At 39.2% G+C, this 22,942-nt stretch carries 16 protein-coding genes and 2 pseudogenes; 5 read left to right on the top strand and 13 right to left on the bottom strand.

Features of this window, described 5'->3' with window-relative positions; all coding sequences use genetic code 11:
- Nucleotides 1-19 precede the first annotated feature (19 nt).
- The 6 genes and pseudogenes from P20480_RS07190 to P20480_RS07210 all read right to left on the bottom strand — a co-directional run bounded on the left by P20480_RS07190 (nt 20) and on the right by P20480_RS07210 (nt 7,652).
- On the bottom strand, nt 20-1,288 hold the full coding sequence (locus P20480_RS07190; RefSeq protein ID WP_008130472.1) for an inorganic phosphate transporter: 1,269 nt from the start codon (nt 1,286-1,288) through the stop codon (nt 20-22).
- Between the two features lie 39 nt (nt 1,289-1,327).
- Nucleotides 1,328-2,006 (bottom strand): annotated as a pseudogene (locus tag P20480_RS18265) (TIGR00153 family protein).
- Nucleotides 2,007-2,149: 143 nt separating this feature from the next.
- Complete coding sequence (gene phoU, locus P20480_RS07195) at nt 2,150-2,851, bottom strand: phosphate signaling complex protein PhoU (protein ID WP_006791196.1); 702 nt, start codon at nt 2,849-2,851, stop codon at nt 2,150-2,152.
- 46 nt (nt 2,852-2,897) lie between these two features.
- The gene (gene pstB / locus P20480_RS07200; protein WP_006791197.1) at nt 2,898-3,725 is read right to left on the bottom strand and encodes a phosphate ABC transporter ATP-binding protein PstB; all 828 of its coding nucleotides are present in this window, start codon (nt 3,723-3,725) and stop codon (nt 2,898-2,900) included.
- A 27-nt stretch (nt 3,726-3,752) separates the two neighbouring features.
- Nucleotides 3,753-5,402: a phosphate ABC transporter permease PstA gene (gene pstA / locus P20480_RS07205; protein ID WP_006791198.1), complete on the bottom strand. Its 1,650-nt coding sequence runs from the start codon at nt 5,400-5,402 to the stop codon at nt 3,753-3,755.
- A gap of 15 nt (nt 5,403-5,417) precedes the next feature.
- Entirely contained in the window at nt 5,418-7,652 is a 2,235-nt protein-coding gene (locus P20480_RS07210; protein ID WP_008130466.1) for an ABC transporter permease subunit, read from the bottom strand.
- 365 nt (nt 7,653-8,017) lie between these two features.
- On the opposite strand from P20480_RS07210, the gene P20480_RS07215 reads away from it, so the two are divergent.
- The 3 genes from P20480_RS07215 to P20480_RS07225 all read left to right on the top strand — a co-directional run bounded on the left by P20480_RS07215 (nt 8,018) and on the right by P20480_RS07225 (nt 12,186).
- Entirely contained in the window at nt 8,018-8,524 is a 507-nt protein-coding gene (locus P20480_RS07215) for a glycine cleavage system transcriptional repressor (protein ID WP_006791200.1), read from the top strand.
- A gap of 94 nt (nt 8,525-8,618) precedes the next feature.
- Nucleotides 8,619-10,706, top strand: coding sequence for a polyphosphate kinase 1 (gene ppk1, locus P20480_RS07220; protein WP_008130463.1), 2,088 nt, complete (start codon nt 8,619-8,621; stop codon nt 10,704-10,706).
- The gene (locus tag P20480_RS07225) at nt 10,699-12,186 is read left to right on the top strand and encodes a Ppx/GppA phosphatase family protein (protein ID WP_006791202.1); all 1,488 of its coding nucleotides are present in this window, start codon (nt 10,699-10,701) and stop codon (nt 12,184-12,186) included. Before ppk1 ends, P20480_RS07225 begins: the two co-directional genes overlap by 8 nt.
- 70 nt (nt 12,187-12,256) lie before the next feature.
- Here P20480_RS07225 and P20480_RS07230 read toward each other — a convergent pair whose 3' ends face one another.
- From P20480_RS07230 to P20480_RS07255, 7 genes and pseudogenes are all read right to left on the bottom strand, one after another.
- Nucleotides 12,257-12,712: a hypothetical protein gene (locus P20480_RS07230; protein WP_006791203.1), complete on the bottom strand. Its 456-nt coding sequence runs from the start codon at nt 12,710-12,712 to the stop codon at nt 12,257-12,259.
- Nucleotides 12,713-12,890: 178 nt separating this feature from the next.
- Nucleotides 12,891-16,010, bottom strand: a complete 3,120-nt coding sequence (locus tag P20480_RS07235; RefSeq protein ID WP_008130456.1) for an efflux RND transporter permease subunit — start codon at nt 16,008-16,010, stop codon at nt 12,891-12,893.
- Nucleotides 16,007-17,500 carry an efflux RND transporter periplasmic adaptor subunit gene (locus P20480_RS07240; protein WP_008130455.1) on the bottom strand — a complete coding sequence of 498 codons (1,494 nt, stop codon included), beginning with the start codon at nt 17,498-17,500 and terminating at the stop codon, nt 16,007-16,009. Before P20480_RS07240 ends, P20480_RS07235 begins: the two co-directional genes overlap by 4 nt.
- Nucleotides 17,490-18,857: pseudogene (locus P20480_RS18260) on the bottom strand (TolC family protein). Before P20480_RS18260 ends, P20480_RS07240 begins: the two are co-directional and overlap by 11 nt.
- A gap of 149 nt (nt 18,858-19,006) precedes the next feature.
- Entirely contained in the window at nt 19,007-19,381 is a 375-nt protein-coding gene (locus P20480_RS07245; protein WP_008130448.1) for a hypothetical protein, read from the bottom strand.
- Nucleotides 19,382-19,440: 59 nt separating this feature from the next.
- Complete coding sequence (locus P20480_RS07250; protein WP_006791208.1) at nt 19,441-20,058, bottom strand: paraquat-inducible protein A; 618 nt, start codon at nt 20,056-20,058, stop codon at nt 19,441-19,443.
- A 2-nt stretch (nt 20,059-20,060) separates the two neighbouring features.
- Nucleotides 20,061-21,326 carry an EAL and HDOD domain-containing protein gene (locus P20480_RS07255; protein ID WP_008130446.1) on the bottom strand — a complete coding sequence of 422 codons (1,266 nt, stop codon included), beginning with the start codon at nt 21,324-21,326 and terminating at the stop codon, nt 20,061-20,063.
- A gap of 153 nt (nt 21,327-21,479) precedes the next feature.
- On the opposite strand from P20480_RS07255, the gene P20480_RS07260 reads away from it, so the two are divergent.
- The gene (locus tag P20480_RS07260; RefSeq protein WP_008130444.1) at nt 21,480-22,229 is read left to right on the top strand and encodes a substrate-binding periplasmic protein; all 750 of its coding nucleotides are present in this window, start codon (nt 21,480-21,482) and stop codon (nt 22,227-22,229) included.
- 74 nt (nt 22,230-22,303) lie between these two features.
- Complete coding sequence (locus P20480_RS07265; protein ID WP_008130442.1) at nt 22,304-22,870, top strand: PhnA domain-containing protein; 567 nt, start codon at nt 22,304-22,306, stop codon at nt 22,868-22,870.
- The last annotated feature ends 72 nt before the right edge of the window (nt 22,871-22,942 follow it).

The raw sequence follows: 22,942 nt of genomic DNA, 5'->3' as shown, positions 1-22,942 counted from the left end.
GTCTTTTAGTACTTTTTTGTTAAACCCCAAATGCGGTTCTCAGTACGTAGAAGATAACAATAGCAAGGGCAGCACCAACTGGCAACGTTATTACCCAAGAAACTACAATGTTTCTGATAACGCTCATGTTAAGTGCACCAATACCACGTGCCATACCTACACCTAGTACCGCACCCACTAAGGTTTGAGTAGTAGAGATTGGCATACCAGTTCCTGATGCAATAACAACAGTAGAAGCAGCGGCAAGTTCTGCAGCAAAACCACGGCTAGGCGTTAAATGTGTAATGCCTTCACCAATTGTTTTAATTACTTTTTTACCTAAAATGGCAAGACCTGCAACAATACCAAAGCCACCTAGTGGAAGAATCCACCATGCAATTGCTGCCTTCTTAGCAATTTCACCGTTGTTTTCAACAATATTTACAACAGCAGCTAGTGGACCAATTGCATTAGCAACATCGTTAGAACCGTGAGCAAATGCCATACAACAAGCGGTTAACACCATTAATACCGCAAACACTTTTTCTACGTTATTAAATTGCATTTGCTTATCAGCTTTAGGATCGATGTTTAAGCGAGAAATAGCAATTTTACCAATGATGGCAACAACCACTGCAACACCAATTGAAAGCGCATAGCCTTCAACAGAACCTAGGTTAATACCAACGTGCTTTAAACCTTTTTTTATTGTAACTAAAGCCATGATAAAACCCGCTAAACCCATGTAGATTGGTACGTAGCGTTTAGCGTTCTTTAATGGTGCATCTGTATCAAATATAAGCTTTTGCGCGCTCATGAATATTAGATACGCAATAAAGCCGGATATAGCTGGTGTAATGATCCAGCTTCCTACAATGCCGCCTACTTTATTCCACTGGATTGCTTCTGTACCCACAGCTACTAGCGCAAAACCAATGATTGCACCAATAATAGAGTGAGTTGTTGATACTGGCCAACCTAAAAATGAAGCGATTAGTAGCCATGAACCCGCGGCAAATAGCGCGGCAATCATACCTAAAACCATCAGTTCAGGAATATTCGCAAACGGTGCAGCATCAATTATTCCTTTACGAATAGTTGATGTAACTTCACCACCTGCCAAATAAGCACCTGCAAACTCAAAAATCATAGCTATTAAAATAGCTTGTTTGATTGTTAATGCTTTTGAACCTACAGATGTACCCATGGCGTTCGCAACGTCGTTCGCGCCAATACCATAAGCCATGAAAAAACCAACAGCTGCGGCAATTAAAACTAATACCGTGCCGTAAGATGCAATGATATCCATTGTATAACCTTAATCTTTCGTGTTTGAACTGATTTTAAATTAACGAGCTAACATCAGCTCAAGACGTGATCCTACGCGCTCTGCAATATCTGCAAGCTCACCAACCCATTCAATAATGCTGTATAAAAACATTACATCTACAGGGTTAAGTTCACTTTCTACTTCACGTAGTTGGCGGCGTACTTTAATTTGCATGTCATCCGTGTCTTGTTCTATTGCATCCAATTCAACGAGCATTTTTTCTACTAAGGTCACTTCGCGACCTTTAAAGCCTGTTTCTAATAGCTCTTCTAACTCGTTTATTGCTTTAGATGCTTGTTTTGTCGCATCCACACAACGAGTTAAGTAAGCCAAGAAATCAGCTTGCATTACTGCTGGTATGGTCATTTCACGACCGATTACGCGCCCAGCAATGTCTTTTGCTTTATTAGCAATTTTGTCTTGTTGGGTTACTAACTCGAGCAGATCCGTACGTTCTACCGGCATAAATAAACCGCGTGGTAACTGTAAACGTATGTCTCTTTTCATGTCATCGGCTTCACGCTCTAAATTACGAATAGTGATACGAAGCTCTTCTGCTTGTGTCCACTCTTCTTTAAAAAACGTGATTAAAAAAAGGTATCAAAGCTTTACTAGCTTGATGAACTTTTTTGATGTGATCTTCCATTGGTTTGAAAGGAGATTTTGCAAAAACTCCTAAAAACGCGTTTGTAGGCATAACTGACCCTTTAATCAAATTACATGCGTGCAGCATGCGATTTTACAGTATTCACAACAATTGTGAACGGTTTTTATTATTTAACTTATAGCTAAATAAACAAAGCGGCTTATAGCCGCTTTGTTAAAATGCGCTAATGAACTTTAAAGCGATTTTTCAATATCTTCCTGTGATATATGGCGAATATCTTTACCATTTACAAAGTAGATAATGTACTCAGCAATATTCTGACAACGGTCGCCAATCCGCTCTAATGAACGCACTGACCAAACTAAATCCATGATTTTTGGAATAGAACGTGGATCTTCCATCATGTACGTCATAATTTGACGTGTTATGGCTTCATATTCACGATCAACTTTAGCATCTTCTTTGTGTACTTCAAATGCGCGTTGCACATCCATACGTGCAAACGCATCAAGTACATCGTGTAACATTTTTAAAACCTGACGACCCATATTTTCAATATTCACTAACAAATCTTGTTGATCTTTAGTGAAAGAATCGAGAGCCACTTTTGCAATACGCTCAGCTTCATCGCCAATACGCTCGAGGTCAGCAATAGTTTTTGCAATAGCAATCACCAAACGTAAATCGCTGGCAGCGGGCTGACGACGCGCAATAATACGAGTACATTCTTCATCAATGCTCACTTCCATAGCATTAACTTTGTAGTCGTTTTTACGCACTTTTTCTGCAAGTTCTGCATCGTTAGTGCTTACCGCATCAAGCGCACTACTTAGTTGTTGCTCAACTAACCCACCCATGCTTAGTACATGGTTACGAACATTTTCAAGCTCTTGATTAAAGCGACCAGAAATATGCTTATTAATATTATGTTCCATAATTACCTTCTCTCTAAATCTTGTACAACACGATACTGTTAATTATTTAGCCGTAACGACCTGTAATATAATCTTCAGTCTTTTTCTTTGTTGGTGTTGTAAATAAGGTATTTGTATCTGAGTATTCAATCAGCTCACCCATGTACATAAAGGCTGTTTGGTCAGACACTCGCGCTGCTTGTTGCATGTTATGCGTAACAATAACAACGGTAAATTTATTCTTTAAATCGTTAATTAGTTCTTCAATAACTAGAGTAGAAATTGGATCAAGCGCTGACGTTGGTTCATCTAGTAGTAAAACCTCAGGCTCTATCGCAATAGATCGAGCAATAACTAAACGCTGTTGCTGACCGCCTGATAAACCAAATGCACTGTCATGTAGTCTATCTTTTACTTCATCCCATAAAGCAGCGCCACGTAATGACTGCTCTACTACTTCGTCTAACTTACGCTTTTCTTTAATGCCCTGTAAGCGTAGACCATAGACTACATTTTCATAAATCGATTTTGGAAATGGGTTAGGACGCTGAAACACCATCCCAACGTTACGGCGAAGCGCCGCAACATCTACATTTTTATCGTAAATATTTTGTCCATGAAGGAGTATTTCACCTTCAATTCGACAAATATCAACCAAGTCATTCATTCGGTTAATACAACGTAATAGCGTTGATTTACCACAACCTGATGGGCCGATAAACGCCGTTACTTGGCCTTTTGGAATATTCATATTCACTTTACTAAGCGCTTGTTTATCACCGTAGTAAAGATCGAGATCTTTAATCTCTAACGCTTTTTGCTCGTCTGTTAAATTGTCTAAATCTAACTTCATGCCCAAATTGGCTTGGTTTACTTTTGGAGCGACTGTAATCATGTTTGTTACCTATTAAATCTTTACTAATTAGTGTTCAAGCGATCTGAATTTTTCACGTAAATGGTTACGTATACCAATGGCCGTTATGTTGAGTGTGATAATTACCGACACAAGTAAAAATGCCGTTGCATATACTAGCGGGCGTGCCGCTTCAACATTCGGGCTCTGGAAGCCAACATCGTAAATATGAAAGCCTAAGTGCATGAACTTTCTGTCTAAGTGAAAATACGGAAAGTTGCCGTCTAATGGTAACGTCGGTGCCATTTTAACAACACCTACCAACATCAGGGGCGCAACTTCGCCTGCTGCACGTGCAACAGCCAGTATTAACCCCGTCATAATTGCAGGGCTTGCCATTGGAATTACAATACGCCATAGGGTTTCAACTTTAGTTGCACCCAATGCTAATGAACCGTCACGTACAGTGCTTGGAATACGTGATAAACCCTCTTCCGTAGATACAATAACCACGGGTAACGTTAGTATTGCCAATGTTAGTGCAGACCACATTACACCTGGCGTACCAAATACTGGTGTTGGTGAAGACTCTGGGTAAAATAATTGGTCGATACTGCCACCTAGCATATATACAAAAAAGCCTAAGCCGAATACACCATAAACAATAGAAGGTACACCCGCTAAGTTAATTACCGCGATACGAATCATTTTAGTGACCGCATTTTTAGCCGCGTATTCGTGCAAGTAAATAGCAGCAACAACACCAAACGGCGTTACTATCACAGCCATCAACATAACCATAAATACAGTACCAAATATAGCAGGGAATACACCGCCTTCTGTATTTGCTTCGCGTGGATCATCAGATACAAACTTGCCTAGTTGACCAAAGTAGTGGCCTAGCTTTGCAAAAAAGCCCATGTCGTTCGGAAACCACACATCAAGTACTTGATACATTGGGATCGTAACTATTTCCCCGCGCATATCTTTTACCGTTACATGGTCGCGCTTGGCCTGTTTACGCAGTGCAAATAACTCTTTTTCAAGCTCGCCGTACTCGGCACGTAATTCAGCACGCATTTTTGCAAGCTCTGCAACACGTTCATCTGTTAACTGGTTATCAAGTAAGTAGCTTTTCTCTTTTAAGCGCAAGCGCTCAAGTTCATAGTTGATATGACCTATATCGCCATTTTGTAAATCCAGTGCTTCATCATTTAAATCTACAGCACGCTCAACAAGGTCATATAAAGCCTCTACTTTATCGCCCTCTACTGGCTTGCCGTCTTTAAATACACTTTCTACATACCCGTAAAAATTACCATTTTTACTACGTTCAAATACTGCAAGCGTAGCAGGTGTAGACTTTGCTTTTATGTCGGTTTCAAGTATCCAACGAAAATCTAGAGCTACGTATTCACGGTTACCTGTTTTTATAAGTAAACGTTCAAATTCTTCTTTATCAAATGCTGAAACATCAACACCTGTCGCTGCCAAACGTTCTTTTGGTACGAGTTCACGGTCGTAAACTTCACCAATAACGGTTTGCTTGGCAATCGAGCCTTCAAGCTCAAACTGTACAACTTGAGAAGGCCAGAAAAAACTCAATCCCTTCCAGGCTATCATCGCTAATATACCTAAAACCGAAATTAAGCTGATGCTCACTGCACCGCCGGTCATCCAAATCCAAGGAGAACCAGACTTAAACCACTGCTTTACCATGTCGTGTCTCTCCACTTACATTGAGCTGTATTTTTCACGTAACTGCTGACGAACAAACTCAGCTAACGTGTTAAATACAAAGGTGAATATGAATAGTACAAAGGCGGCTAAAAACAATATTCTGTAATGCGAGCTACCTACTTCTGATTCAGGCATTTCTACCGCAATATTAGCTGCCAGCGTTCTCATGCCTTGGAAAATACTCCAGTCCATAATCGGTGTGTTACCTGTTGCCATGAGTACAATCATGGTTTCGCCCACGGCACGGCCTAGGCCCATCATTACCGCAGAGAATATACCTGGGCTTGCAGTTAATAGCACAACACGTACGAGTGTTTGCCATTGAGTAGCCCCTAGTGCTAATGAACCATTTGATAAGTGCTTAGGTACACTAAATACGGCGTCTTCTGCAATAGAGAAAATAGTTGGAACCACTGCAAAACCCATTGCTATACCGACTACCAATGAATTACGTTGGTCGAATGTCATGCCCAACTCGTTTGTTAGATACTGGCGTACATTACCGTCAAACATCCACAGCTCTACTGTTTCGCTCATTGCGAACGAGAACCAACCAACAACTAATACAACAGGAATCAAAATAATTGAATGAGAACCTTCAGGTATTTTATGGCGAATACTTGCTGGTAACTTCGTCCACGCAAGTGCTGAACCTAAAATACCAATAGGTAATAAAATGAGTAAGCCAACAATTGCAGGTAAGTGCTCTTCAATTAAAGGCGCTAACCAAAGGCCCGCTAAAAAGCCTAAAATAACCGTAGGAAGTGCTTCCATTATTTCAACGGTTGGCTTTACAACCTTACGTAATCCACTCGACATAAAGTACGCAGTGTAAATTGCCGACGAAATCGCAATGGGTACTGCAAATAACATAGCGTAAAAAGCAGCTTTAATTGTACCGAACGAAATAGGCACTAGCGAAAATTTAGATTCAAAGTCATCACTTGCAGATGTTGACTGCCAAATGTATGCAGGCTCTGGGTAACCTTCGTACCACACTTCTTGCCATAACGCAGACCATGTTACTTCAGGATGTTCGTTGTGAACCTCTAATACCGTTAATTTGCCATCCGCTAAAATTAACGCAGCATTTGAACGTGGAGCAATTGCAAAGTGTTTAATTTCGCCTTCACTTACTTTACCCTGCCATAGCTTAGCTTCGCTTGTTGTGTAGTAAACACCAAGCTCACCGTTACTGCTGGTAGTGAAAAAAGTACGACGATAAAATTCTGTAAAAATATTTAATTTGCTTTGTTTGGTTGTTTCAAACGCACGAATTTTTTGGAACTGACGACCAGCGTCTGTGTTTACTTCAAACCACTGCGACACTTCACCGTTATCGTTAGCAAGCATTAACGAGTTTGCACCCGCAAGTAACTGAGCAGACACTATATTAGCGTTTTCTTCATTAGCCGATAATAACTGGATTTGCTCTACTTCACTTGGATAACGCGTATCATAAACGTAAATTTGATTAGCTGAACGAATAAACGTACGTGTTGTATCTGGCGAAATTAAAAGCTCATCTACACGACCTTCAACATCAAGCTCTGTTCGCTCAACAACCCACTCTACTTCACCTGTAAACATGTTTTCTTCAGCAACAAAGCTGCTAAACAAAACGCGCTTATCTGCGGTTAATGCAACAACCGCCGTTTTATCTTCATAGTGAGAAAACGCAAAGCGCTTGATAGCAGCGCCTTGAGCATCAACTTCTAACGCCATTTCACCAAGCGGATAATCAACACGTGGCGTTAATTTACGTTCGTTATTTGGAAAGGTAACTAAAAACTTAGGTACAACCACCATCACAGTGCCGTTTTCTAAACCATATGCGTATTGGCCCTGAAACGGTGCACTCGTTGCAAAGCTTGTTACTTCGCTTGGAAGAGCAACATTAAGCGTCTTGAGTTTTTTACCAAAACTTGCTTTTTCTACATTGTAAAAATCAACTTGGCCTTGTTGGCTTAGTAAATAAGCAACTTCGGTTTGCTCTTCAACACCTAAGCCAACTATTTGATCTGCGTTACTTACTGTGAAGCTGTCACGCTTTTCAACTTTAGCTGACTCAAAAATTGGCTGTACTACATAAAGAAGGTAGAAAAATATTAACAACAGCGCTATTAATACCATTACTCCACCGGCGGTTATGCCAAATTTGGCAAACCTGTCTTTAAATAGACGGCTTCGATCCGTATTAAAAGACGGTTTATTCGGATTGGAAGTCATCAAAACACCTTTAAATCTTAACGTTCTATAAATTATATTTCATCAAGATGACAGTAATGTTACAACGGTCATAATAAGCACTCTAATTAAAGGTATATCTAAGGTGGCATAAGTTATTGTATTAATTAAGCGTTAGATTAGTCATTTAGAAGGGAACTAAATAACAAAAATAATTGGACAAAGCATTTAACGAGGTTAATACTCAAATGGTAAATTAAGGGATGCGCTTACCTTTCTTTCATTCACGTTAAATTAATTATTAACATAATAAAATCATTAACCTATAAAAGCGCGTCAGCATCAAAACATATTTTATTTAATGCCTACGCATTTACATTCTTCGGGCTTAAAAAGAGGCACAATTTATGAAACAGTTGGTAATAACTATTTTAGGAAAGGATCGTCCAGGCTTAGTAGAAGATATTTCATCGGTAGTTTTAAAAAATCACGGCAACTGGTTATGTAGTAACCTTAGCCATTTATTAGGTCATTTTGCAGGGATTATTCAGTTAGAAGTTGCTGAAGAGCATTTTCAGGAACTGCAAAACGCGCTTACCGCTTTACCAAAACTTGAAGTGCGTATTGAAGCTGGCAATACTGAAATTGAACCTTCACCACGTGAACAAATCAATTTAGTGATCACAGGAAACGATCGCCCTGGTATTGTCCAAGAGCTCGCGAGCGTAATACGACACAAAGGAGCAAGTATTACTCATTTAAATTCTAGACAACAAAGCGCACCTAATTGGGGAGTCCCTATTTTTAGCGCTGTTGCAACCGTTACCTTACCTAACGGAATGGATAAAGACGAAGTAATTGATGCGCTTGAGTCAATAACCAGCGACTTAATAGTAGACACAGAAGAAGCATAATTTTTTATTGCGTGTCATACAAGTGACACGCATGTCATTTTAATGTCATTAAATTGTTCTATATTTAACTCAGCGTTAGATAATGGAATATAATATGAATGCCCACATAGAACATACTCAAACCGTTGAATACTTTGCTAAAGAGCTTAGTTGGCTGTCATTCAACGAGCGCGTTCTACAAGAGGCTAAAGACAAAAATAATCCAATAATTGAACGCATGCGGTTTTTGGGGATTTTTTCTAATAACCTTGATGAATTTTTTAGGGTGCGTGTTGCCGACGTTAAACGCCGTATTTTATTAAACAAACTTCCCGATGCTAATTTTGAAGAAGACGAAGCTTTATTAAGTCAAATTCAACAAAAAGTTTTGCAGCTAGGCAAAAAATTTAACCTAATACACCAACAAATTTTAAACGATTTAACCACTCATAATATCCATGTAGATCGCCCCGAAAAATTAACAGATTTTCATCTTAATTGGCTAAAAGCGTATTTTCATGACAAGGTTTTACAGCATATATCTCCCATTTTACTTAATGAAAATAAAGATTACTCAGACTATATAAACGACACAATGACTTACTTGTTTATTGAAATGAGTGACGAAAAAAGCCACTACGCTATGCTTGAAGTCCCCACAGACCGAGTACCCCGTTTTATTATATTACCGCCTGAAAAGACACGTCGTCGTAAAACCATTGTTATGCTTGATGACGTTATTTCTTACTATTTAAATGATGTTTTTAGTAACTTTTTTCACTTTGATAAAATTCAAGGTCATGCAATAAAACTCACACGAGATGCAGAATACAATTTAGACGATGAGCTAGAAGAAGGACTGCTCGATAAAATGTCTAAGGGTCTTAAACAACGTATTTATGCAGAGCCTGTGCGCCTTGTTTACGACGAGAGCATGCCAGAAAGTATGTTAAAAGTGATGAAAAAACGTCTAAACGTGAGTCATCATGATGCGCTGATACCCGCGGGTCGATACCGTAACTTTAGAGATTTTATTGCTTTTCCTAATGTGGGTCGCCAATACCTTGAAAACAAAACACTTCCAGCAATACAAAGCACAGCTTTTAACAAACACAGCAGCGTATTTGACGCAATAAGCGAGCAAGACATACTGCTCTACTACCCATATCACACATTTAATCATTTACTGGAGTATGTTCGCCAAGCCGCATTTGATCCTATGGTGACGCAGATTAAAGTAAATATTTATCGAGTGGCGAGTAAGTCTCGGCTTATTTCTTTACTCATCAATGCCGCTAAAAATGGCAAAAGTGTCACGGTAATGGTTGAGCTTAAAGCACGCTTTGATGAGCAGAACAATATTGAATGGGCTAAAGTTCTTAGCAGTGCTGGAATAAAAGTTATTTTTGGTATTCCAGCCCTAAAAGTGCATAGCAAACTATGTGTTATTCACCGTAAAGAAAAAAACAAAATAGTTAAATACGCCCATATCGGTACCGGAAACTTTCACGAAAAAACAGCTAAAATCTACACTGACTTTAGCCTTTTCACAAAACATAACGGTATTTGTGAAGAATGCGATAGCGTATTTAAGTTTATAGAAAGCAGCTACAAGCCCTTTAATTTTGAATATTTAATGCTCTCCCCTATTAATGCTCGCGACACTTTATTGGATTTAATTGATAAAGAGATTCAGCATGTTGAAGATGGTTTCACAGGAAAAATTACAATTAAAGTAAATAATTTAGTTGATAAACAACTTGTAGATAAACTTTATTATGCCGGTCGTCGTGGAGTAAAAATCCGAATTATTGTACGTGGTATGTGTTCATTAATACCGGGGGTGGCTCACTTTAGCGAAAACATAAAAGTGATCAGTATTGTTGATCGCTTTTTAGAGCATCCTCGCGTAATGGTATTTGGCAATAATGGCAATGAAAAGGTGTATATTTCTTCCGCTGATTGGATGACTCGCAATCTTGATCAACGCGTTGAAGTGGGAGTGCCCATTTTAAATAATAAATTAAAACAGCTCATTCTGGACATTTTAGAGCTACAATTTAAAGACCGCACAAAAGCTCGGCTAATCGATAGCGAGCAAAAAAATACCTATGTTAGGCGCGGTAACAGAAAAAAAATTCGCTCACAAATAGCAATATACGATCACTTAAAAAAATGGGAGAGTAATTATAATAATGAATGATCACCCATCAATAGCGGCCGTCGATCTAGGTTCGAATAGCTTTCACTTGGTCGTTGCGCGCGAAGTGGATGGCACATTACAAATTCTGCATAAAGAGAAACAGCGTGTTTATTTAGCCGATGGCTTAGACGATAAATTAAGACTAAACCAAGCAGCCATAGACCGTGCACTACTTGTACTTAAGCAGTTTGCAAACACCCTTGAAGACTTTCCTCCTGGTAATGTAAAAGTAGCTGCTACATACACTTTTAGGCGCGCCAAAAATATTCATGCCTTTTTAACTCAGGCGAGTAAGGTATTTCCATTTCATATTGATGTGATCCCAGGGCAAGAAGAAGCTCGGCTTATTTATCAAGGTGTGGCTCATTATGTACATAACGAAGAGAACCGCCTTATTATCGATATTGGCGGAGGCAGTACCGAACTAATTATTGGTAAGCACTTCAAACATAAGCTTCTTACCAGCCGTAATATGGGCTGTGTTAGCTACACAAAACAGTTTTTTAGTGGTGGAGCTATTACGGCTAAGCGTTTTAATCGAGCTGAAATAAAAGCGGAACAAGAAATCGAAGTTATTTTTGCCAACTACATTAACGAAGGTTGGCAAGATGTAATTGGTACATCAGGCACTATTAAATCAATTTTAACCATGGTGTGCGCACAAAACCCGCAACAAACATGTGTAAGTATTGACGATTTACTGGCTCTTAAGCAGCAATGCATTGCCGCTAAACATATCGATAATATAAGTATAGAAGGATTAACGCCTGAGCGTCAGCAGAGTCTATGTGGAGGACTTGCCATTCTTATTGCTGTTTTTAAAGAGTTTTCAATCAATCAGCTCTCTTATAGTGACTTCTCTTTAAGAGAGGGGCTACTTCATGAAATGCAGCAAAAACTCGCCGATAAAGACATTCGCAGCAATACAATCAATAACCTGAGTGAACGATACACCGTAGATAAAGCCCATGCCTCACGCGTTGCTAATACAGCTACTTGGATATACGAGCGCCTTAGCAAAGCGTGGCAACTAAATGATAATAACGACATAGCGCTTCTTAATTGGGCTGCTAAGCTACACGAAATTGGCTTATCTATTAACTCTTCAGGTATTAATAAACACAGCGCTTACATTGTGGCAAATAGCCAGCTTCCTGGTTTTACTCAGCAAGAGCAACTCATTTTAAGCTCGCTAATTCGCTTTTACCGAAAAAAAATTAAACGTGATGAATTACCAGAGTTCACAACAATCGCGCAGCAACATGTAATTAAGCTTGTTACTATTTTACGCTTAGCTGTTTTATTTAATCAAAAACGCCAAATTAGCCAGCAACCTAATATGAATATTAGCGCTAATGCCACAGGGCTTTTTATTAAATTTTACGATAATTATTTACAAACACACACGTTACTTAATGCAGATTTAGAACTAGAACAACGTTATTTAAAAAAGGTAGGAATAAGTCTTAACTGCTCATAATATTTTGAAGAGTAAATAATTAAGTAGGGTGCAAATACACCCTACTTTTAGCTAAGTATACTTTAGCTAATTACATATCCATATGGCGATTTGTACTTTGCATCATTTGTTTAAGCCCTTGCTTTTCAAGCTCTAGTAGCTGCGCTAGCTTCTCTTGCGCATTTTGCGTTTCTGCACGCTCGAGAAGGTAATCGTAAAGCGCGATAACTTTTTGATGCTGACTCGATAAGTAATCTTGAATTGCTTTTTCATCTAACTGCTTATCTTTGCTGATATCGTTAAACGTAATAAGTTCGGGGTTACTGGCAAAGTACTCATAACAAAATGTGTCGAGCGTGTTAATTTCGGTAATCGCTTTAAAACCCACTAAATCTTCAGCGAGTTTTTTTTCGTAATTAAGGTAATAATCCACCAGCATGGCATTACGCTCATCAAGTATTGGTTTAACGCTATGAAAGTTAGCCGCCATTTGCGTATGAAATAATACTGTCCAATCGTATACCTCTTTAATTGTTTTAACTTGCATGTGCATTCCTTACTTAGTTAACTTATGAGTTACTAGTTGCTTGAATCATGCCAATAAAAACCACAATTAAAAACAATGGGTTACACTTTAAAAATAAATTAAAATACAAATTAATAGAATAACTTACAGACAATAGGTAATTTTTATAGGGCAATGATAAGTCATTACCCTATCACTGTTACTTAATAGCCTTTTTTCTCCATAATAGGTAAACCGCAGGAATAACTAATAAGGTCAACATTATTGCGCTTACCATACCACCTACCATAGGCGCTGCAATTCGGCTCATTACTTCACTACCGCTACCCGTACCATAAAGCACAGGTAATAAACCAATAACAATAGTAGCCACCGTCATCATTACAGGACGCACACGTAACCCGGCACCTTCAATAATTGCCTGCTGTAACTGAGCTAACGAAAGTGGTTTATCAGCTCGCTTAGCAGTTAAGCACATGTTTTGATATGCCTGATTTAAGTAAACCAGCATAATCACCCCAATCTCCACAGCAACACCGGCCAGTGCAATAAAACCAACCCCTACGGCGACTGAAAAGTTAAAACCTTGAAGGTACATGAGCCATACACCACCTATCATAGCCAATGGCAGTGTGCACATAATAATAGTTACTTCAGCAAAGCTTTTAAAATTAAGATAGAGCAGCACAACAATAATGGCCAAAGTGAGAGGCACTACGTAGGTGAGCTTCTCTTTTGCACGTTGCATATATTCATACTGCCCAGCCCATGAAATAGAATACCCCGATGGCAGCGTTAAATGCTCATCGAGCAAGGCTCTCGCGCTTTCAACATAGCTACCAATGTCTACGCCATCTATATCAATATAAACCCAACCATTTAAACGTGCATTTTCACTTTTAATGCCAGACGGGCCATTTTCAATAAATACATTAGCGACATCTCCAAGCGCAATATGCTGTCCTTGTGGCGTCACAATGGGCAATAACATAAGGGCGTCAGGAGAATCCCTAAAAACTTGCGGATAACGCACGTTAACCGAATAACGAGCCTGCCCTTCTATTGTTTGTGTTACATTTTTACCACCAACTGCCGTTGCTATAACTTGCTGTATATCGCTTATGTTTAAATTATAACGCGCTGCTTTTTCACGGTTTATATCAATTTTTACGTAGCGCCCACCAGCCACTCGTTCAGAGTAAACAGATACAGTGCCTTGAATATCAGCAAGTAGCGTTTCTATTTGCTCACCAATTTTTTGAATTTCACTTAACTGTGGACCTGCCACTTTAATACCTATTGGTGTTTTAATACCGGTTGCCAACATGTCTATGCGTGTTTTAATTGGCATAACCCACGCATTAGTTAAACCAGGAAACGTGACTAATGCATCAAGTTCGGCTTTGAGTTTTTCAAGAGTCATTCCCTCTCGCCACTCGTCTTTGGGCTTTAATTGAATAAACGTTTCAATCATTGTCAGTGGAGCGGGATCGGTGGCTGTTTCAGCTCGCCCGACTTTACCAAAAACTGTTTTAACTTCCGGTACGGTTGCGATTAACTTATCTGTTTGCTGCAAAATCTCTCGAGCTTTAGCTATTGATATACTTGGGTATGTAGTGGGCATATACATTAAATCACCCTCATCAAGTGGCGGAATAAACTCGCTACCTATTTTGTTAAGTGGGTAAAAACCTACCAAGGTCATAACTAAGGCAAATATTAAGGTTGTTTTTGGAAAATTAAGCACCCATCTGAGCAAAGGCCGATAAGCCGCTACAAGCAATCTATTTACGGGATTTTTATTTTCAGGTATTACCTTACCTCTTATAAAATAACCCATTAATACAGGCACTAGGGTGATCGCTAACCCTGCTGAGGCCGCCATTGCATAAGTTTTAGTGTAAGCAAGAGGTGAGAACATTCGCCCTTCCTGCGCTTCTAAAATAAATACAGGCAAAAAACTCACGGTAATAATTAATAAACTAAAAAACAGCGCAGGGCCTACTTCGCTTGTCGCTTTAATAACGACTTCCCAACGGTTTTGATCAGTCAGAGGCGTTTTTTCCATATGCTTATGCATATTTTCAATCATTACTATGGCGCCATCGGTCATTGCCCCTATGGCAATCGCAATCCCGCCCAAAGACATAATATTAGCGTTAATTCCTTGCCAATACATCACAATAAACGCCGTTAAAATACCCAGCGGTAAGGTAACAATAGCCACCAAAGATGAGCGCACATGAAACAAAAACACAACACACACAAGCGCTACAACAATCAGCTCTTCAACAAGTTTACTTGTCAGATTACTTATTGCGTTGTTAATTAAGTTTGACCGGTCGTAAACGGGAATAATCTCAACGCCCTCTGGTAATCCTTTTTTAAGGGATTCGAGTTTAGCCTTAACCAGTTCAATGGTTTTTTGTGCATTTTCGCCGTAGCGCATAACAACAATACCACCGGTAGCTTCGCCTTCACCGTTAAGATCACTCACGCCACGGCGCATTTGTGGGCCTAGGCGAATATTTGCGACATCACGTAACTGCAAAGCAGTGCCATTTGCATTAGTACCTAATGGAATAGCCTCTAAATCGGCAACACTTTTTATGTACCCTGTGCTGGTAACCATGTATTCCGCTTCGGCCATTTCAATAACAGAGGCGCCTGTTTCTTGGTTTCCTTGCTGTATTGCAGTTTGAATAAGACTCAACGGAATGCCGTAAGCACGCAGCTTATTAGGATCTACATTTACTTGATACTGCTTAACCATTCCCCCTACAGAGGCTACTTCAGAAACACCCGGAACAGTTTGTAATTCAAACTTTAAAAACCAATCTTGTAAGTCTCGCAATTGGCTAATATCAAGCGTATTTGTTTTATCAATAAGGGCATATAGGTAAACCCAACCAACACCCGTTGCATCAGGTCCAAGCTCTGGCGTTGCACCTTCAGGCAGACGGTTTGCAGCTTGGGTTAGGTATTCTTGCACTCGGCTACGCGCCCAGTACAAATCAGTGCTGTCATCAAAAATAATATAAACATACGAGTCGCCAAAAAATGAAAAGCCTCTTACGGTTTTTGCCCCTGGCACCGATAACATAGCAGTAGTAAGCACATAAGTAACTTGGTCTTGAACCACTTGTGGTGCTTGCCCTGGATACGATGTTTTTACAATAACTTGCACATCAGATAAATCGGGCAAGGCATCTACGGGCGTATTTTTAACGGCAAACACACCACCGCCCACTAAAATTAATGTAAGCAACAATACCAATAACCGGTTATGAACAGACCAGCGGATAACAGCAGTAATCATTTTACTTCCTCGCCCATCGTATGTTGCATTGAGGAGTGATCTATTGCGTCTATATTATTTAAAGCGGTGATCACAAAATCATCATTAATAATACTAAACGTGAAATCAATGGTTTGACCTTTAATAAGAGAGTTAACCTCTATATGCGGTGCCAGAACAAAATTCATTGTTGCTGGACCTCGGTTCCACTTTGGAATAGCTTCACGACTAATATTTACAACTCGAGTTGCTGCATCAATTGTATTTATAACGCCATTTACGGTTGCACTTTGAGAGTTGTCATCGTTACTACTATCAGCAGCTGGCATCTCCATTCGCTTAAAGTCTGAAAGCTTACTCGACTCAGAATCTATTAAAAATTGTGCAGAGGTAACCACGCTATCGTTTACCACCACACCTGATAAAATAATCGTTTCATCAACGCTTGTTTGTCCTACTTGTACTTCAACAGATTTAAAGCGCCCTTCGCCTAATGCTATAACTACGCGGTTTTGATGTTGCGTAAGAATTACAGCTTCTTTTGGTACTACAAGCTGAGGTTCACTCGCTTTTGTATGAATAGTCACCTGAGCAAACATATTCGCTTTTAGCTTAAGGTCTTTATTTGTAAATCGGAGCCTAACCCGGAGTGTTCTATTTTGAGCATCAAGCGCCGGATAAATATAATCGACCTGTCCTTGCCATATTTTTCCCTTAAAATAATCAAGGGTCATGGTTACCGGTAGGCCAACACTAATAAGCGACGATTGACGTTCAAATATTTCCGCCTCCACCCATACTTCATCAAGTTGAGCAATACTCATCATAGATGTACCCGGCTTTACATAAAAACCTTCTCGCACATTCAGCTCATCAACAATCCCACTTTGACGCGCATAAAAGGTAATATTTTGCATTATTTTCTTATTTTTTTGTAAGCGCTCAATAAATTCAGCAGATACATTTAACGACTCTAAACGTGCCTTTGCAGCACGAATTAGTACATTGTTATTTCTATTTACTGCCAATAAAAACTCTTCTTGTGCATTAACTAGCTGCGGTGAATATAAGGTATACAAAGGTTCGCCGGCGTTTACCTTATCGCCTTGCGCTTTTACATATAAATCCTCAAGCCACCCTTCTACACGAGGGTGAATATGAGTAATTTTATCTTGGTTATATTGCACATAACCCACTGTATTGATGTTACTTTGCAGTGTTTTTAACTGCACCTTAGTGGTTTTCACTCCTAAATTATTAATCACCACTGGCGAAATAGTAATCGCTCCTTTTTCACTTTCACTATTACCAACTTCGTCGTAAACGGGCACTAAACCCATCCCCATAGGAGAGAGACCTGGAGCGTCACGCCTATAATTGCTGTCCATGGGCGCCACCCAATATAAGGGTTGTTTTACGGCCGGTTTTTCATCAATTATAATTTGCGTAAAAGCAGCCCATAAACCAGCCCCTACAATAGCGGCAATGAATAGTTTCAAATTAGTGTTCATCAGGCTGCTCCTCACGTAGTTCGCCCATAACTTGAGAATCTAAGCTACTCATATAATAATTTAAGCGTGCAATAATAATGTGTTGATCGACTTGGATATTGAGCGCGTCAATTTTGGCATTTAACTCACTAATACGTGCTTGCATAACATCAGAAAAGTCACCGTCATCACGCGTATAAGCATTCAAGTTTGCTTGTGATTGCTCAGCCATTTGTACTAATAAAATATTTTGATATAGCGTATTTCGTTTTTGTAACTGGGATAGCTGACTATATTCTTTAAAATACATACCTTTGAGCTTTTGCAAAGCGACCCTTTTTTGTGTTTTAGTCGCTTCCGTAATAGATATAGCCGATTTAACGTGTTGGTCTTGCCTGTTATCCGTAAATAAAGGGAGATCAATGCTAACTCCCACAGAAAGTAAATCGGCTCTTGATTGGCCCATTGGGGTGTCTGCTCGATAGCCATACCCCACATTAACCCCTATCTGTGGCTTATAACTTTGTTTCGCTAAGCTCACTTGTGTTTGCTTTGCCAACACACTTTGCTCTATAGCAACAATAGCTGGATGAGCCATAAGTAATTGCATAAGTTGACTAAATTCAAGGGTATTAAAATCAGTAAGCGCCACAGGAGGTATAAATTTATCGTCTAAAGATTTTACTAACATTGTTATGGGTAACCATTGCGCTAGCCGGTTTTTAGCACTGTGAAGTTGCTGTTCAAGTATGAGTAGCTTATCTTCTAAGCGGGTAAGCTCTAACTGAGCACGAATAATATCTTGCTGGCGTGTTTTACCCTGCGTACTTGCATAGCTGGCCTCAGTTATTTGAATAAGCTGAGTAAATAACTCTTTGTCTTTCTCAATCAAATTAATACTGTACTGAGCCCTATAAGCATTTAACCAAAACTCAGTAACCATCGCTTTGACTTGAGCCAGCCTATCAGCTCGCTGCCATGGATATTACTTAGACGACTGAAAAAGCGACTTTTGTTTCAGTGACAGGCTATCACCGCGGCTAAATTTTTGGTTTAGACTCACTTTAAATTGAGTCATCCCTTCTTGGTCAAACGCATAACCATTTGTTGGTAAGTTCATAAGACCAAGCGTTAGTGTTGGGTCGGGTAAAGTACCCGCCATAATACTTTGCGCCATAATGGCTTGCTCTTGGTGGCGGCTTGCCGATAACCACGGATCATTTGCAAGTGCATAGGTAAGGGCGTGAGATAAGTTTAGCGTACGTACAGAGCTATACTCATCTATTGCGCCAGTCGTTTTTTCTTCTTGGGTATTCGCCGCACTGCTGAACAAAGTCAAACAACATAGCACTGCATTTATTTTTAAAGCGTAATTCATCACTTGCTCCATTTAAAAATTAATAAAAAATTTAAATTGGCAAGAAAGGTGTTTATATCAGCCGCACCTAATACGAAAACTAATCACGTTTTCAAAAGATAAAAATCAGCTTGAGGTTCCATAAAATTTAAACACACCTATCCTGCTATTTAAGCAAACATTGGAGGTCGGTAAAGTGATTTGGGAGAGGTTGTTTGAGCACGCGATTCGCATGTATTAACTTTTTCAGTACTTGTAACTGTAATAAGTATTAGAATATCGACATTAAGCATTGAGTTAGCCGTACAGCCATTAACAGGGCAACTGCATTCATTTTGAGCAGTCGCTTCATCATCGCAGCAATCCATTTGCATCATGGAATGGTGAGCGCTGTTATTCTCTGCGCTACTATTGCCCAAATGCATATTAACGTGAGCATTAGACTGATGGGGCATTTCACATTCACTTGCTACAGACGCAAAAGACTGACCCACGAACGTGAGCAGTAAAGTAAGCGTAAGTAAAATAGTGTACAAGCGTTGCAAAATAGTACCTCAATCAAAAAAGGGGATTTTAAAGTAACTTATAAACGACTACAAATAATTTAGGGCGTGTTTTGTAGTTTGGTTTGGGGTTTAATTAAATAACTGGCAATTACTGTAAATATACAATAGCCACTAAAATACCAAAACCCTTCACCAAATTGTGCATTCATAACAAGCAATTCACCACTTTTACCGTGTGCATTGCCCGCTAAATACGTAACAATTAATGCTATTACAAATACATCAACCATACTCCATTTGCTGAGTGCACAAACAATATTGCCACATACTTGCTTAAGTCTATTAACTGGTAAGCAGCAATACAGTAGCTGTAATAATAGCTTTAAGCTTGGCACCACAACTGAAAAAAGACCAACCAAGGCAGCCACAAGTAAATTATTATTATTTGCTAGGTCTGTGATAGTGCCGTAAATACTTTGCGTTTTGCTATAAGCGCTAATCTCACCGTCTAACTTATCCAGGCCCAACATGTTTGAAAACATCATTAGCATGCTGCGCGTTCGGCCATCGCCCTCTTCAGCTAACATTTCAATCCCCGCTTGAGCAAGTTTTGATTTATCAATATTCCCTTCAATTGTTAGCACGGGTTTTGTAATACCCGGAAATAACAAACATAAAGCAATAACTACACTTACAACAGATAAAAAATTACGCATACTTATTCGCTCATAACTTCTATTACATCATCACTATAAAGCATTGACTCTAATATAAAGCTGTATATTTTTTCTATTTCCATCTCTGGGTTAACCAACTTAAGTTGTGTTTCAACCACTGCCCAGTTTTTAGTTTCAATCGCTTTTGCCAGTAATAAGCAATCGCCTAGCAAACCGGTTTGCAGTAGCAAAGCATCTGTTATGCTTTTATCTAGCGTAAACTCTTTTACAATAGTTGCTAGCTCAATATCTAATATCGCATCAAGCATCGAAAACAAACCCACTAAGTAACCTTGCTGAGATAAATTTTTGTTTGTTTCAGCTAATATAAGCTCTATTAACCGAGCGCGTACAAGAGCAAATTTAGTCAACTCTGTTGGTTTATCTATTCCTAAATCGCTAACAGCTAATACACGCACAAATTGACGAATTACGTCCTCACCTAAATAAACAACAGCTTGCGATATGGACGTAATAACTAAATTACTATTATTAGAACGTGCATTTGCCAAACGTAAAATTCGCGCCGTTATTCCTACATCTTTAGCTACACGCTGATGAATTTCTTCAAAGCATAACGATTCTTTTGCTATTGCTTTAAGGAGTTCGAAAACGGTAACTTTTGAAGGATCGACCCCACTGTAAGTTAGCATTTCTGGGCGGGCAAAAAAGAATCCCTGAAAATAATCACAACCTGCATCACGTAAGTTTATAAACTGATCGTAAGTTTCTATTCGCTCTACTATTATTTTGCAATGAGGGTAACTTCGTTTCAGCTTTTTAACCCGCATATTAGTTTTAATAATAGGCTCTTCAGCCTCAATTTTTATATAACTAACAAGGGCGAGTAACGGCTCCCATTTTTCATCGCCGTCATAATCGTCCAGTGCAAATACATAACCCTGACCTTTCAGCGCTTTAATACGACTAGCAACCGCTGCAATGTTTACCGTGCGCTCAACAATTTCAATTACAGTATGTTCAGCGTTTAATAGTTTGGGGAATTCATCCAGTAAGGCGTCTGTAGAAAGATTTACAAAAGCAAGTTGGTGAGCTGTAAGCTTTTCTGCGCCAACTAGCATTAAGGTATTAAAAAACAAACGGCTGGTCGCGTGCTCATCGCTAGTGCCTACAGGAAACGCATTATTTGCGGAGTTTCGGTAAAGCAACTCATAAGCAAACACAGCTTTGTCAGCATCAAATATTGGTTGCCTAGCAACATATTGTGTCAACGTAGGTGTTAACGACGGGGTGTCAGACACGTTCAATAGAATTCACCTATAAGTTTGTGCAAAATTAAAGCTAATCTTTTGAGTCTAATCTATGTTAGAGATTAAAAGTATAGTAAATGCATCTTAATCGTTGCAAAATTTTGCAAAGTAAATAAAACTAATAAAAAAGTTCGTAGTACAGGAGCGGGTTTGCTTATTTTAAAGTGGTTATTGATATTATGTTTAGCATTGAGCTCGCTTCCTAATATTGCAGCACAAAGCAACAATACCCTAAAGTACAACATTAGCTCATCTGGAAGTCATTACCCTTTCTACACCAACAATCCTAAACGCCCGGGAGTGTTACCAGAAATCATTGAAAAAGTACTGATTGACGCTAATATCTCTGCTTCTCATGAATCGCTACCTGCAAAGCGAATCACTAAATACCTTAATGAAGGGATTATTGACTTTGATGTGATCTCGCTTGATTGGCTACCTCAAAGTGAAAGAACCAACACCAAATATGTATTTTCTGACCCATTAATTACAGTAACAGAAATGCTTGTAACGCTGCCCGAAAACACAAAAAAATGGCAACATGTGTCCAACATGGAGGGTAAAAATGTAGGCACAGTATTAGGTTATTATTATCACAATGCTGATACATTTAAACGCGTTGATTTTCCTTCGGAAAAAGAACTCATAGAGGCGCTAGTTCGAAAAAGAGTAGATGTTGCCATAATAGGTGAGTTGCCAACCTTATATTGGTCACAAAAACTTAATATCAACATTGGTTTTGGTGCTCAATATTCTCATGGTTTTTTGAGAATTCGCCTACTTAGCAAACATAAGCACTTAATGCCTATCATTAATAAAGTAATAAAAAACCTCCACAGCATTGGCTATATAAACAACATAGCTGAAAAATACATGAAAGAAATACCCATACAAAATTAAGGGATTTATAACACACACCCAGTGCGCTGAGTTATACTATGCAAAAATATTAACCCGACCAAAAAAGTAGTCCTATGAGTATTGAAAAAGCCTTAATTGAACGCAGCAACAACCAGTGTGAATTGTGTGCAGCTACCAATGACTTATCTGTTTATGAAGTTCCACCTGTAACCGAAACACATTCAGACAAATGCATTTACACTTGCAAAACATGCAAAGAACAAATTGAAAACACCGTAGATGTAACGCCGACGCATTGGCATTGTTTAAATGACAGCATGTGGAGCCAAACACCTGCGGTTCAAGTTGTTGCCTATAGAATGCTATCGCGCTTAGCACCTGATAACGGTTGGGCACAAGATGCGCTAGACATGGTATATCTAGAAGAAGAGACTCTGGCTTGGGCTAATAAAGCACTTGCTGAAGATGACGATGTTAAACATGTCGATAGTAATGGCGTGGTTCTTCAAGCTGGCGATACCGTGACACTCATAAAAGATTTAGATGTAAAAGGCAGTAGCCTTACAGCAAAACGTGGTACTGCGGTGCGCAACATTGGTTTAACCAGTAACCCTGAGCACATTGAAGGGCGTGTTGATGGCCAGCGCATTGTCATTTTAACTAAGTTTGTTAAAAAGTAGGCAGTCAATAACTCACGCTATCTTCGCTTTTAACTGTGAGTAATAAGTTAGAACAAAAATGCCACGCAGTGC

Source organism: Pseudoalteromonas sp. BSi20480, assembly GCF_000241365.1.
GTDB lineage: Bacteria > Pseudomonadota > Gammaproteobacteria > Enterobacterales > Alteromonadaceae > Pseudoalteromonas > Pseudoalteromonas marina.
This window is presented reverse-complemented; position numbering and strand designations above follow the sequence as displayed.